9 protein-coding genes are annotated in these 12,543 nt (G+C 38.5%); 6 read left to right on the forward strand and 3 right to left on the reverse strand.

Annotation, left to right across the window (positions count from 1 at the left end; genetic code table 11):
* Positions 1-7: 7 nt before the first annotated feature.
* Both odhB and BCER98_RS05255 read right to left on the reverse strand, forming a co-directional pair.
* A complete protein-coding gene (odhB, locus tag BCER98_RS05250; RefSeq protein ID WP_011984044.1) occupies positions 8-1,252 on the reverse strand; it encodes a 2-oxoglutarate dehydrogenase complex dihydrolipoyllysine-residue succinyltransferase in 1,245 nt (414 codons plus the stop codon).
* Between the two features lie 120 nt (positions 1,253-1,372).
* Positions 1,373-4,249, reverse strand: a complete 2,877-nt coding sequence (locus BCER98_RS05255; RefSeq protein WP_011984045.1) for a 2-oxoglutarate dehydrogenase E1 component — start codon at positions 4,247-4,249, stop codon at positions 1,373-1,375.
* Between the two features lie 967 nt (positions 4,250-5,216).
* On the opposite strand from BCER98_RS05255, the gene BCER98_RS05260 reads away from it, so the two are divergent.
* Entirely contained in the window at positions 5,217-5,399 is a 183-nt protein-coding gene (locus BCER98_RS05260; RefSeq protein WP_011984046.1) for a DUF3976 domain-containing protein, read from the forward strand.
* Between the two features lie 61 nt (positions 5,400-5,460).
* Here the strand turns inward: BCER98_RS05260 and BCER98_RS05265 are convergent, their stop codons facing one another.
* A complete protein-coding gene (locus BCER98_RS05265; protein WP_011984047.1) occupies positions 5,461-6,345 on the reverse strand; it encodes a LysR family transcriptional regulator in 885 nt (294 codons plus the stop codon).
* 186 nt (positions 6,346-6,531) lie between these two features.
* Between BCER98_RS05265 and hpaI the strand changes: the two genes are divergently transcribed.
* From hpaI to BCER98_RS05290, 5 genes are all read left to right on the forward strand, one after another.
* Positions 6,532-7,458 (forward strand): 2,4-dihydroxyhept-2-ene-1,7-dioic acid aldolase, encoded by a 927-nt coding sequence (hpaI, locus tag BCER98_RS05270; protein ID WP_011984048.1) that lies wholly within the window; start codon positions 6,532-6,534, stop codon positions 7,456-7,458.
* Between the two features lie 69 nt (positions 7,459-7,527).
* The gene (gene hpaE, locus BCER98_RS05275) at positions 7,528-9,051 is read left to right on the forward strand and encodes a 5-carboxymethyl-2-hydroxymuconate semialdehyde dehydrogenase (protein WP_011984049.1); all 1,524 of its coding nucleotides are present in this window, start codon (positions 7,528-7,530) and stop codon (positions 9,049-9,051) included.
* A gap of 53 nt (positions 9,052-9,104) precedes the next feature.
* Positions 9,105-10,577 (forward strand): 4-hydroxyphenylacetate 3-monooxygenase, oxygenase component, encoded by a 1,473-nt coding sequence (gene hpaB / locus BCER98_RS05280; protein WP_011984050.1) that lies wholly within the window; start codon positions 9,105-9,107, stop codon positions 10,575-10,577.
* Between the two features lie 19 nt (positions 10,578-10,596).
* Complete coding sequence (gene hpaD, locus BCER98_RS05285) at positions 10,597-11,580, forward strand: 3,4-dihydroxyphenylacetate 2,3-dioxygenase (protein ID WP_011984051.1); 984 nt, start codon at positions 10,597-10,599, stop codon at positions 11,578-11,580.
* 42 nt (positions 11,581-11,622) lie between these two features.
* Positions 11,623-12,504 carry an FAD synthetase family protein gene (locus BCER98_RS05290; RefSeq protein WP_041809537.1) on the forward strand — a complete coding sequence of 294 codons (882 nt, stop codon included), beginning with the start codon at positions 11,623-11,625 and terminating at the stop codon, positions 12,502-12,504.
* Positions 12,505-12,543: the final 39 nt, after the last annotated feature.

The following is a 12,543-nucleotide window of genomic DNA, read 5'->3' on the forward strand; positions in this document are numbered from 1 at the left end:
AAGTCTATCAACCTTCTAATAATAATGATTTTGGATCTTCAAGCATTTCTTTTACTGCTACAAGGAAGCTAACAGCTTCTTTACCGTCGACAATACGATGGTCATAAGATAAAGCAATGTACATCATTGGACGGTTTTCCATACGCTCGTTATCAATTGCAACTGGTCTTACTTGAATTTTGTGCATTCCAAGAATACCGACTTGTGGAGCATTCAAAATTGGTGTTGACATAAGGGAACCGAATACACCGCCGTTTGTAATTGTGAATGTGCCACCTTGTAGTTCTTTTAATGTAAGTTTATTGTCACGAGCTTTTTTACCTAGGTCACGAATATTTCTTTCAATTTCAGCAAAGTTTAATTTATCTGCATCGCGTACAACTGGAACAACTAATCCATCTGGAGCAGCTACAGCGATACCGATGTCATAGAATTTTTTAACAACAAGCTCGTCGCCTTGAATTTCAGCATTTAATAGTGGGAACTGTTTTAATGCTGCAACAACTGCTTTTGTAAAGAATGACATAAAGCCAAGACGAACATCATGTTTTTTCTCAAATGCTTCTTTGCGTTCTTTACGTAATTCCATAATCGCAGTCATATCAACTTCGTTAAATGTTGTTAACATAGCAGATGTTTGTTGAACTTCGACAAGTCGTTTTGCAATTGTTTGACGGCGGCGGGACATTTTTACGCGCTCAACTGGTTTGTCAAATTCAGTTGTTACAGCTGGTTTTGGACTTGTTTTTTCTTGTTTTGGTTCTGCTTTTGGAGCTGCAGCATGTGCTTGTACATCATGTGGTCTTATGCGGCCAAGTGGATCAGTACTGCGCACTTCATTTAAATCGATGCCTAATTCACGTGCCATTTTTCGAGCAGCAGGTGATGCGATAGGGCGGTCTGTATTTGGAAGACCTTGTAATGCTGTTTGACTTGGCGCAGCGCTTGGAGCCTCAGCTTTTGGAGCTTCTTCTTTTGGTTGTTCTGGAGCAGCTGGTGTACTTGCTGCAGCTGTACCATTTTCATCTAAAATTGCAATGACGTCGCCAATTTCAACTGTATCTCCAGGTTCTCCTAATAGTTTTGATACAATACCTGAATCTTCTGCAATGATTTCAACATTGACTTTATCAGTTTCTAGCTCAACAACGCTACCACCTTTTTCAACTTTGTCGCCTACGTTGATCAGCCATTGCGAAATAGTTCCTTCTGTAATAGATTCTGCAAGCTCAGGTACTTTAATTTCAATCATTTTAAATGTCCTCCCCTTATTTGCCTAACGGTGTGTTTTCTTTTACGGTAATCTCCAAGTTTTTTAGCTTACTGAGGTAGATGAAACGCTACCTCAGTAAGCCAGAAATCACTTTCTTTTTCAGTTACTATACACTTCTATTTCTTGTTTATCTTGGCGAAAGTTATAGTTTGTATCTAAAGCATGAGCAATAATGAGTTCTTGCTCAGCTTTATGAGCATGTGGATCGCCGCCAGATGGGCTAGAGCGGTCTGGGCGTCCAATATATCCTGTTTTCAATTTGTCGCCAGCAAGTTCGAATAAGATTGGAGCCATGTAATGCCATGCGCCCATATTGCGAGGTTCTTCTTGAACCCAAATGATTTCTTCTAAGTTTTTAAAACGTTTTATAATGGATTGAACTTTTTCAGCAGGGAATGGGTACAATTGTTCAATGCGAACGATATGAAGTTCATCTAAATTGTACTCATGTTTACCAGATTCAATCTCAGCTGCTAAATCAATTGCCATTTTACCAGTCGTAAAGATAAGGCGTTTTACTTTCGTTGGTTTTGTACCAAGTTTTTCTTGCTCTAGTGCAGGTTGGAAACATCCTTCGCTTAGTTCGCTACCTGTAGAAGCTGTAAGTGGATGACGCAATAAACTTTTTGGTGTCATAATCACTAATGGACGAACCGCTTCTGTACCAAGAATAGAAGCTTGACGGCGCAAGATGTGAAAATATTGTGCCGCACTTGTTAAGTTTGCAACAGTCCAGTTATTCTCTGCAGCTAATTGTAAGAAACGTTCTGGACGTGCACTAGAGTGCTCTGGTCCTTGCCCTTCATAACCGTGTGGTAGAAGGAGAACAAGACCTGATTTTTGTCCCCATTTTGCTCTACCAGATGAAACATATTGGTCAAATAATGCTTGAGCTGTATTTGCAAAATCACCGTATTGTGCTTCCCACATCACAAGAGTTTCTGGAGCAAACACATTATAACCATATTCGAAACCAACAACAGCAGCCTCTGATAACGGACTGTTATGAACAGAGAAAGATGCGTTAATATTTGGTAAACGGTGCAGTGGTGAATATGTTTCATTTGTTTCTGTATCATGTAGTACAATATGCCGTTGTGCAAATGTACCACGCTGTGAATCTTGACCAGTTAAACGAATTGGCGTTCCTTCTTGTAAAATGGAAGCAAATGCTAATGATTCAGCTAGTGCCCATTCCACTTTACCATCTGCATCTAAAGCAGTTCGGCGGCGTTCTAAAATTTTCTTCACTTTCGGATAAACGTTAAAGCCTTCTGGCCAAGATAAGAGCCCTTCATTAATCGCACGAAGCGTTTCCAGCGGAAGACCAGTGTCAATTGGTTGAATACCTCTTGCGACTACATCTGGAACTTTCACATGTATCGCTGCTTCACTTGTATCAGCAGGTGGCACTTGTGCATATTCCGCTTTTAATTGCTCTTGTGTAAATTGCGTAATTGTTTCCACTTCATCAGAGCTTAAAACACCTTCCGCTTTCAATTGTTCAGCATAAATAGCTCTGACAGTTGGATGGTTTTTAATCTTCTTATAAACTTGTGGTTGTGTAACGGCTGGGTCATCCATCTCATTATGACCATAGCGGCGATAACCGATTAAGTCGATTAAAATATCTTTTTTGAAACGTAGGCGATATTGAATCGCAAGGTTTGCCGCTGCCAGACAAGCTTCAGGGTCATCTGCATTTACGTGAACAATTGGAATATCGAAGCCTTTTGCAAGGTCACTTGAATATCTTGTAGAACGAGAATCATAACTATCTGTTGTAAAACCAATTGTATTATTTGCGATAATATGAATGGTTCCACCAGTTTGATAAGCGTTCAATCTGCTTAAGTTCAATGTTTCAGATACAATACCTTGACCAGGGAAAGCTGCATCTCCATGAACTAAAATGACGAAAGATTTTGAACTATCTTGCTCAGGATAACCGGCTTTTTTACGATTTTCTTGAGCCGCACGTGCGTAGCCTTCTACAACAGGATTGACGAATTCAAGGTGACTTGGGTTATTTGCTAATGTAACACGTGTACGAACTGTTTCATTACCAACAACTTGTTCGCGACCTAAATGATACTTCACGTCTCCTGTCCAGCCAGCATTATGGTTCGTTTTATCGTCAGATTGAATCGTTGCATGTTTAAACTCAGCAAACATGTGACTATATGGTTTTTCTAATACGTGAGCGAGAACACTGAGACGGCCGCGATGAGCCATACCAATCATGACATCTTCAACGCCAGCTTTTGCACCTTCAGCAATCATTTCATCTAATACAGGTACAAGCATATCGACGCCTTCTATAGAGAAACGTTTTTGCCCAACGAATGTTTTATGCAAGAATTGCTCGAAACCTTCAACGGCTGTTAAGCGTTTTAAGAGAGCAGTTCGTTTTTGATTTGATAATGGTTGACGCAAGGAATTTGATTCCACCATTTGATGCAACCATGTACGTTCTTCGCTATCTTGTATATGAGAGAATTCATAGGCTAAGGACTTTGTATACACATCTTTTAATCTATGAATTGCATCAAGAGCTGTGTGAACATCATTTGGCGCATCTGGCCATACTGTTTTCGCTGGAATCGCTTTCAAATCTACATCGTTTAATTCGCGCATCATTGTCTCAATGAGAGATTGTCCATCATGCGGTTCTTCCATTGGATTAATATGGGCAGATAGATGACCGAACGAACGGATATTCTCGACAACTTGCACAGCTTTCAAAATTGTTTCAATGTTTCCTGTACTTTGAGGAGAAAAATTTGTTTCTTTGTTGTCCCCTGTTACGACATCCACTTGGAACGTAGGAGCTCCGAACGTTTCAAAAAGCTCTTGTAATTCCGGATCAACAGAACCTTCATTCGTCATATAACGATCATACTGTTCAATAACATAGCCAAGGTTCGGACCATGGAATTTGGCCCAAGGGTTTGTCGCTGTATTCTTCCTCGTCATTTGTTTAAACCTCCCAATGCATATATTCCTTTCTTTATGTGAAAAGGATGCATTTCACTCTTTTCATAATTGATGAACCAGTAATGAATGTAAATGTTAACTTTACTCTTATGTTATTACAATAATTTACATAATACCAAACATTATTACTTATCCGTTTTGTAAAAAAACATTCACAATTACTTATCACCTAAGTTAATCTTTCATGTTATAAATTAATTTTCAGGAAAAAATAGGTGATTTCATCTGATACGCCTGTATTTCAAACAAGTAGTATTACGATGAAATATAAAAATAATTGTTAGAATTTTTAGTTAGAGTGTCGTTTGGATTATGTATATTAGAATAATAAGCGCTTACAAATATATTATACAACAATATAACAGAATATAGTATAAAAAATGAAAAATTTTGAATTTACCACAAACTTTATTTCGATAGTGTTAAATAATGAAAGAAAAAAGGAAGTATTTGATTATAAAGGAGGATTATAAATTGAAAATGGCGTATAAATCGTTTGTTTTTGCAAAAATAGCAAAAAATCCTAAAAAGCCATGGCTCATTTTATTTGTAAATGATAAGAAATGAAATATTTTAAAAAGATAAAAGGCATATAGACATATTAATTTTTCTTATGACAAGGGAATGAATATAACGAACATTTATTATGTTTATCATTCCATTTTGAATTGAAAATAATCATGATGAAAGATATAGATAGATGAACGAATGAAATGAATTCATCAAAAAGGAATGTTGTAGTCCGCTTCAAGATTCAGAGAGAAGCAAGGAAGATGGGGGTTATCCGCAACCCCTGATTGGTGAAGGATGAAGAAAGCCTCCACTGATTAAAATTTTACTGCATTCTTATCATTTTAGCGGCATTAACAATTAGTACAATCTTTCTTTCATTTGTGATTTGTACCAAAACATATTAAAGTGAAAGCGAGAAAGGTGAATGAGATAAATGCAAGCTATGTATGTTTTAGGATTAGGTGTACTTTTAATGTTAGCGGTGTATTTCTTCGTTCGGAAGGATATACAAGGCAATACATTGACAAAGCGAGGATTTTATAAATTAATAGGTTGCTTAGTTGTGATGTTCATTGGCATTATCGTTATGATTGTGTTAATTAGTAAGCAATTGTAAAACAAAAACCCTATTTTTGGTTGTCAATCAAAAATAGGGTTTTTGTCTTGAGCATTATTCCTTATGAAAGAGATGGATTGCGAAAGGTTTCAAGGAAATGCAGGGCGACTTTGGAAAGGGAACGATTTTTTAACCAAATCACTGCGGAGTCAGATGTAATAGTCGAGTCTTCAATATCCATCATTTTTATACCATTTAAAGGAAGTGCAATGAGAGTTGATTTCGGGAGTAATGTGCACCCAATGCCGGATCGAACGAGTGAAAGAAGCATAGCAGCATCCGGACAATCGCAAATGATATTTGGTTTTAAACCATGCTTTTGAAAGTTTTCAAGAACTTTTTCGTAAAGACCGAACCCTTTAATTCGCTGGAGTAGCATAAGAGGTAACTTGGCGAGTTCTTTCATAGAAATCATTGACCGGTTATCCGCCTTATCATTCGGCATGACAGCAACAAATTGATCTGCAGGTAGCGATAGGGAAGCAAAGTCTTCCATCTCTAATGGAAGGCGGACAATCGCGAGTTCAATTTCGCGATTTTTTATAAGTTGTGCTAAGCGAAATGAATCTCCTTCCTGCAAGCGAAATGTCACGAGCGGATATGTTTCGTGGAAGGAACGTAGTCTGTCTGGAATATAAGAGAAAGCGGATTTCACAGAACCAATCGATAAGGTTCCTTTGAGACCACTTCCAACTTCTTTTACTTCAGTAATAGTTTCATGGAAGTGAGTAAGAATCTCCTTTGTCTTTTTAAATAAAACATGTCCAGCTTCAGTAAGTTCTAGTTTTCGTCCATTTCTTTCTAGTAATTGAACGCCGAGTTCTTGTTCTAGCAATTTCAATTGCTGACTTAATGGAGGCTGTGCCATATGGAGTCTTTTAGCTGCCCGGGTGATTTGCCCCTCTTGTGCAATTGTGTAGAAATAACGAAGTTGCCTAATATCCATACTGATTCCCTCCCAATGGATCACTATATTTTTTTCGTATGGAATGCAAATTTTTTTAGTATTTTTCATCTATGATATCACGTGATAGAGTAATAATGTAATGAATTTTCTGATTAATTAGAAATTTGAAAGTGAGGAACTGTGCAATGCGTAAAGAAGTAGAAATGAAAAAGGAGAGACGAAAGAATGGATAAATTCGCAGAAGCAAAGAAAAAATTGAGAGGTTCGATCGCCCCAATTATTACACCATTTGACGAGAGCGGTGCAATTGATTTTCAAACATTTGAAAACTTAATTCATTGGCATATTGAAAGCGGGAGCCATGGTATTTCTGTTACAGGTACAACGGGCGAGCCAAGCTCTTTAAAGGTCGAGGAACGTGTAAAGGTAATGGAAACGGCGGCAAAGGCAATTAATGGGCGAGTTCCTTTCGCACCGGGGACGGGGTCTACCAATCATGAAGAAACCTTGTATTTGACAAAAAAGGCACAAGAAATTGGAGCGGATGCAGCGCTTGTTATAGTGCCTTATTATAATAAGCCATCGCAGCACGCATTGTACAAACATTTTAAAACTGTCGCGGATTCTGTTGATATTCCGATTATTATTTATAACATCCCAGGAAGAACAGCTGTCAATTTACAAGTGGAAACGATTGCGAAGTTAAATCAAGATTGTCCCAATATTATTGGAATAAAAGAGTCAAATAAAGATTTTGAACATATTAATCGTGTTCTTCTGCATTGTGGAAGAGATTTTCTCTTGTTCTCCGGCATTGAATTGCTTTGTTATCCAATGTTAGCAATTGGTGGCGCGGGGCATATTAGTGCTACTGCGAACGTTGCTCCAAAGCAAGTTGCAGAAGTCTATAATGCGTGGAATGAAGGAGACATAAAACGTGCATTAACTCTTCATTATGAGCTTATGCCACTCAATGATGTGTTATTTAAGGATACAAATCCAGCTCCTGTAAAAGCAGCGCTCGGTATGATGGGGAAAATTAAGCCGGTACTTCGTTTACCAATGGATGTTCCATCACAAGAATTGCAAGATGAAATTCGGGACGTCTTAAAGAACTATGTAGAATTACCAGAAAGCATTGTATCTAGATAAGGACATAGCCCCTTTAAAGTCATACAGATTTTAAGGGGCATCATTCAAAAAATTGTAGGAGGGAAGAATGTGCATATAGAAGCGAAGGATATACAAAAGGATAAATCTTATGAGCAAATAGAACATGTAGATTTATATATTGATGGAGAATTTAGAAAAGCGCAGTCTGGAAAAGTATTTGTAAATATGAATCCGTTTACAAATAAGGAGATTAATCGAGTAGCTGAAGGGGATAGAGTTGATATCAATCTGGCAGTTGCTGCAGCGAAATTCGCTTTTGAAAAAGGGCCATGGGGCAAGATGAAAGTAGAAGAGAGAATGCGATATATCAATCGAATTGCGGACTTAATTGATGAGGAAATAGAAGAAATCGCGTATTTGGAAGCACTAGATACGGGGCTTCCTATTAGTCAAACGAGAAAAATGACATCGCGTGCAGCAGAAAACTTTCGTTTCTATGCAAGAATGGTGCAAACGAAATTACACGGTGAAGCATATCCAGTCAACAAAGAATTTATTAATTACACTGTCTATCATCCAATTGGGGTTGTTGGCCTTATCACCCCATGGAATGCACCGTTCATGTTAGAAACTTGGAAAGTAGCTCCGGCATTAGCTACCGGGAATACAGTTGTTTTAAAGCCGGCTGAATTATCTCCTTTAACGGCTAACAAACTGGCTGAAATAATTCATAAAGCAGAAGTGCCAAAGGGCGTCTTTAACGTCGTTCATGGCTTTGGGGAAACAGCGGGTGCCTCTCTTGTCGCTCATAAAGATGTGAAAGCAATATCGTTCACAGGTGAAACAACGACAGGTTCGATCATTATGAAAAATGCGGCTGATACGCTAAAGAAAACTTCAATGGAACTAGGTGGTAAATCTCCTCTTATCGTCTTTGAAGATGCGGATTTAGAGCGCGCTTTAGATGCGGCTGTGTGGGGCATTTTCTCATTTAATGGAGAACGCTGTACCGCTAATTCTCGCTTGTTACTGCACAAAAATATTAAAGATCAATTTATTGAAAAATTAAAAGAACGTGTAGGCTACATTACAATCGGCGATCCGATGGACTCTAAGACAGAACTTGGTCCGTTAATTGAAAAACAGCATTTTCAAAAGGTACAAAAGTATATTGAAATCGCGAAAGAAGAAGGATGTGAAGTGATACAAGGAGTTGTTCCCGAATCGGTGCAAGCGGGTAACTTTGTGCCGCCAACTTTATTATTACATGCAAAAAATGAGATGCGAGTATGCCAAGAAGAAATATTTGGTCCTGTTATGGCTGTTATGGAATTTGAAACGGAAGAAGAAGCGATTGCAATTGCTAATGATGTAAGGTACGGACTTGCTGGTTATGTTTGGACAAATGATATGAAGAGAGGTCATCGACTTGCGCAGTCCATTGAAGCGGGCATGTTATGGGTGAACGCTCAAAATGTACGCGATCTTCGAATTCCGTTTGGTGGAGCAAAAGATAGCGGGATTGGAAGAGAAGGTGGACACTATGCCATTTTCGAGTTTTATACGGAACCAAAGGTCATTCATGTTGCAATCGGAGATCATCATATTCCGAAGTTTGGCACAAAGAAATAACAAGCTGCAGATGAAAGTATAAAAACAATAGTTTCATGAAAGGGGAGAGTGAAATGCCAGCAAAAACAGGAAAAGAATATATCGAAAGAGTAGATCAAGCAAATGCCAATGTATGGATTGACGGGAAGAGAGTAGAAGGAAACATCTCAGAACATCCTGCTTTTAAAGGAGTAATGAAAACGCAAGCTGAGTTATATGATATGCAGCACGATCCTGAGAAAGCAGAGTATATGACATATACTTCTCCAACTTCAGGAGAGCGGGTCGGCACTTCCTTTTTGCAACCAAAAACAAAAGAAGACTTAGCAAAGCGCCGCAAAATGATTCAAGAGTGGGCAAAGTACAACGGCGGTATGATGGGGCGCTCTCCAGATTATATTAACGCGGGAATGATGGCTTACGGATCGGCTGCTGAAATGTTTGGAAAACAAGATGCGTTTTATGCGAAAAATATGGCGGAGTATTATGAGTATTGTCGCGAGAATGATTTATCTTTAACACATACATTAATTCAGCCGCAAGTGAATCGTGCGGTTAATGCATCGCAATTATCTGATCCTTATATTGCTGCGCGCATTGTAGAAAAAACGTCAGAAGGCGTAGTCATTCGCGGAGCGCGTTTACTCGCAACGCAAGGAGGAATTACCGATGAAATTATGGTGTTTCCTTCGACTCTTTTAAAACAATCCGAAGAGGAAAATCCATATGCATATGCTTTTTCAATTCCAAATCATACACCGGGCCTGAAGTTTATTTGCCGTGAATCATTTGATTACGGAAAGTCTCATTTTGATCATCCGCTTGGATCGAGATTTGAAGAAATGGATACGATTGTCGTATTTGATGATGTCGTAGTGCCTTGGAATCGGGTGTTTGCCTTAGGGGATGTTGGCGTTTGTAATCAAGCTTACAATGAAAGTAATGCGGTTGTTCATATGACGCATCAAGTTGTCTCAAAAAATATCGCAAAAACGGAATTTGTATTAGGAATTTTACAGCTCATGGTAGAAACGATTAATATCGGTCAGTTTCAACATGTACAAGAAAAGATGTCGGAAGTTATTATGGCGCTTGAAACAGTGAAAGCATACGTAACGGCGGCAGAAGCGAATGCGAAGCTGGATAAGTGGGGCATTATGACACCGGACTTTACACCATTAAATGTTGCACGCCATTACTATCCAAAAATTTACCCAAGATTTAGTGAAATTATGCAACTGCTTGGAGCAAGTGGTTTAATGGCAATTCCATCCGAATCAGATTTTCAATCGGAATTACGCCCTGATTTAGATAAATATTTACAAGCGGCAAATGGGGACGCATATAATCGTGTGAAATTATATCGACTAGCTTGGGATGTTTGTATGAGTGCATTTGGCACGAGACAGACATTGTATGAACGCTTCTTTTTCGGAGATCCAGTTAGAATGGCAAGCGCGCTATATAATGGCTACGATAAGCAAGTATATGTGGACCGCGTAAAAGAGTTTTTAAATCGCTCGGAAGAGTTAATCGAAAAAGTATAAAAATGTGGAGGTGCAACAAATGGAGTTTAATATTATTCGCATTGCAAGAACAATTCTAAATGTGAAAGATTTGGATCGTTCGCGAGAATTTTATGTAAACGCTTTAGGGTTTGTCGAGACGGAATGTGATGAGGAGCATATTTATTTAAGAGGGTTAGAAGAACATGTTCATCATAGCTTAGTATTGAAAAAATCAGAGCAGCTAGGGGTTCATGCACTTGGGTATAAAGTGAAGAGTGAAGCAGATTTAGATAAACTAGCAGCATTTTTTCAATCAAAAGGATTAAAAACAAAGTGGAAAGAAGAAGGAACACAATATGCACTGGGCAGGGCATTACATGTTCATGATATATCAGGAATGCCCCTTGAATTCTTCTGTAAGATGAAGGGGGCTGAGCGTATGATTCAGCGTTATGATCAATATCGTGGAGCAAGAATTCAGCGTATTGATCATGTAAACTGCGCTGTGCCAGATGTAGAGAAAGCTTACGACTTCTTTGTCAATGAACTTGGTTTTGCATGTTCTGAATATACAGCAACAGAAGATGATCGCGTATGGGCTGCTTGGCTTCACCGGAAACAAACGGTACACGACCAAGCATTTATGAATGGAGAAGGACCACGCCTTCATCATATTGGCTTTTGGTTACCAGATCCATTAGCACTTATTCATTGTTGCGATGTCCTTGCATCACTTGGCTATGGTGAAAATATGGAAAGAGGTCCTGGACGCCACGGATTATCGAATGCATTCTTCCTGTATTTACGAGACCCAGATGGATACCGAATTGAGCTGTATAACGGAGATTATTTAACAAGTGATCCAGATTTCAATCCAGTACGCTGGGATTTAAATGATCCAAGACGCCAAACGTTCTGGGGGCATAAAGCACCGGATAGCTGGTTTAATGAAACATCTCCATTTTTAGATATCGAAACAGGGGAAAGAATCCAAGAGGCAAGTCCAACGTTAGAACAGAGAAAACCAGATTTTGTGCTATAGATTATCAGAATAGTTTGTGAAAATGATAGGTGAGGTGATAAGGTGAAGACGCTGTATATGCAACACTCCATTTCTAAAACGTTACGAGAAGAAACAGAGGAATGTGTGCTTGCACTTGGCTTCTTTGATGGCGTTCATATTGGTCATAGAAAGCTCATTAGAACAGCAAAAGAGATTGCCAACCAAAAGAAAATCACATTTGCTGTTATGACATTTTACCCACATCCAAAGGAAGTTGTGAGTCCTTCTGATGGCCCGATGAAATATTTAACACCTTTGAAAGTGAAAGAAGAGCGTTTTAAAAATATGGGTGTTGAAAAATTAATCGTAGTTAAGTTTGACCCTGTATTCGCCCGCCTATCTAATCAAGAGTTTGTGGAAACATATATTATCGGATTTTGCTGCAAGCATGTTGTTGCCGGATTTGACTATCATTACGGATATAAAGGGCGAGGCAATATGCAGCTATTAAAAGAACAAGGACAGAATAAATTTGAAGTTACAACGATTCCAAAAATAGAGCACCGTCATCATAAAATTAGTTCAACCGCTATTCGAAAACTACTTTCCCATGGAGCAACACATGATATTCCGAATTATCTAGGTGATTATTATGAAATAAGGGGAATTGTACAGAAATCCTCCCTTTTTTACGAAACGTATAGATTTATTGAAGTGTTCGTGGAACAAGATTATATGCTACCAGTACCTGGCGTTTATCATATTGTGGTAGAGATTGATCAAATTTTCTATAAGGGAGTATGTCAACAAATAAAAGAACAGCAGCTTCTTCTGCAGTTATCCAATTGCCCCATTGATGTATTAAATAAACAGGTAAAAGTAAAATGGATCCAATCTATTTTTGGAAACGCAAATGTATATGATATCAATCGGTACGTTTTACTAGATCACTTAGCGATATAGAGAGCCTTATGCTCTTAAAATAGCGGGATAAAGTTGAAT

The sequence above is a fragment of the Bacillus cytotoxicus NVH 391-98 genome (assembly GCF_000017425.1).
Taxonomy (GTDB): Bacteria; Bacillota; Bacilli; order Bacillales; family Bacillaceae_G; genus Bacillus_A; species Bacillus_A cytotoxicus.

Coding starts and splice junctions, on each gene's coding strand:
- BCER98_RS05255 (WP_011984045.1), bottom strand. CDS start 4,249: ATGACGAGGAAGAATACAGCGACAAACCCTTGGGCCAAATTCCATGGT.
- hpaB (WP_011984050.1), top strand. CDS start 9,105: ATGCCAGCAAAAACAGGAAAAGAATATATCGAAAGAGTAGATCAAGCA.
- hpaI (WP_011984048.1), top strand. CDS start 6,532: ATGGATAAATTCGCAGAAGCAAAGAAAAAATTGAGAGGTTCGATCGCC.
- BCER98_RS05260 (WP_011984046.1), top strand. CDS start 5,217: ATGCAAGCTATGTATGTTTTAGGATTAGGTGTACTTTTAATGTTAGCG.
- hpaD (WP_011984051.1), top strand. CDS start 10,597: ATGGAGTTTAATATTATTCGCATTGCAAGAACAATTCTAAATGTGAAA.
- odhB (WP_011984044.1), bottom strand. CDS start 1,252: ATGATTGAAATTAAAGTACCTGAGCTTGCAGAATCTATTACAGAAGGA.
- BCER98_RS05265 (WP_011984047.1), bottom strand. CDS start 6,345: ATGGATATTAGGCAACTTCGTTATTTCTACACAATTGCACAAGAGGGG.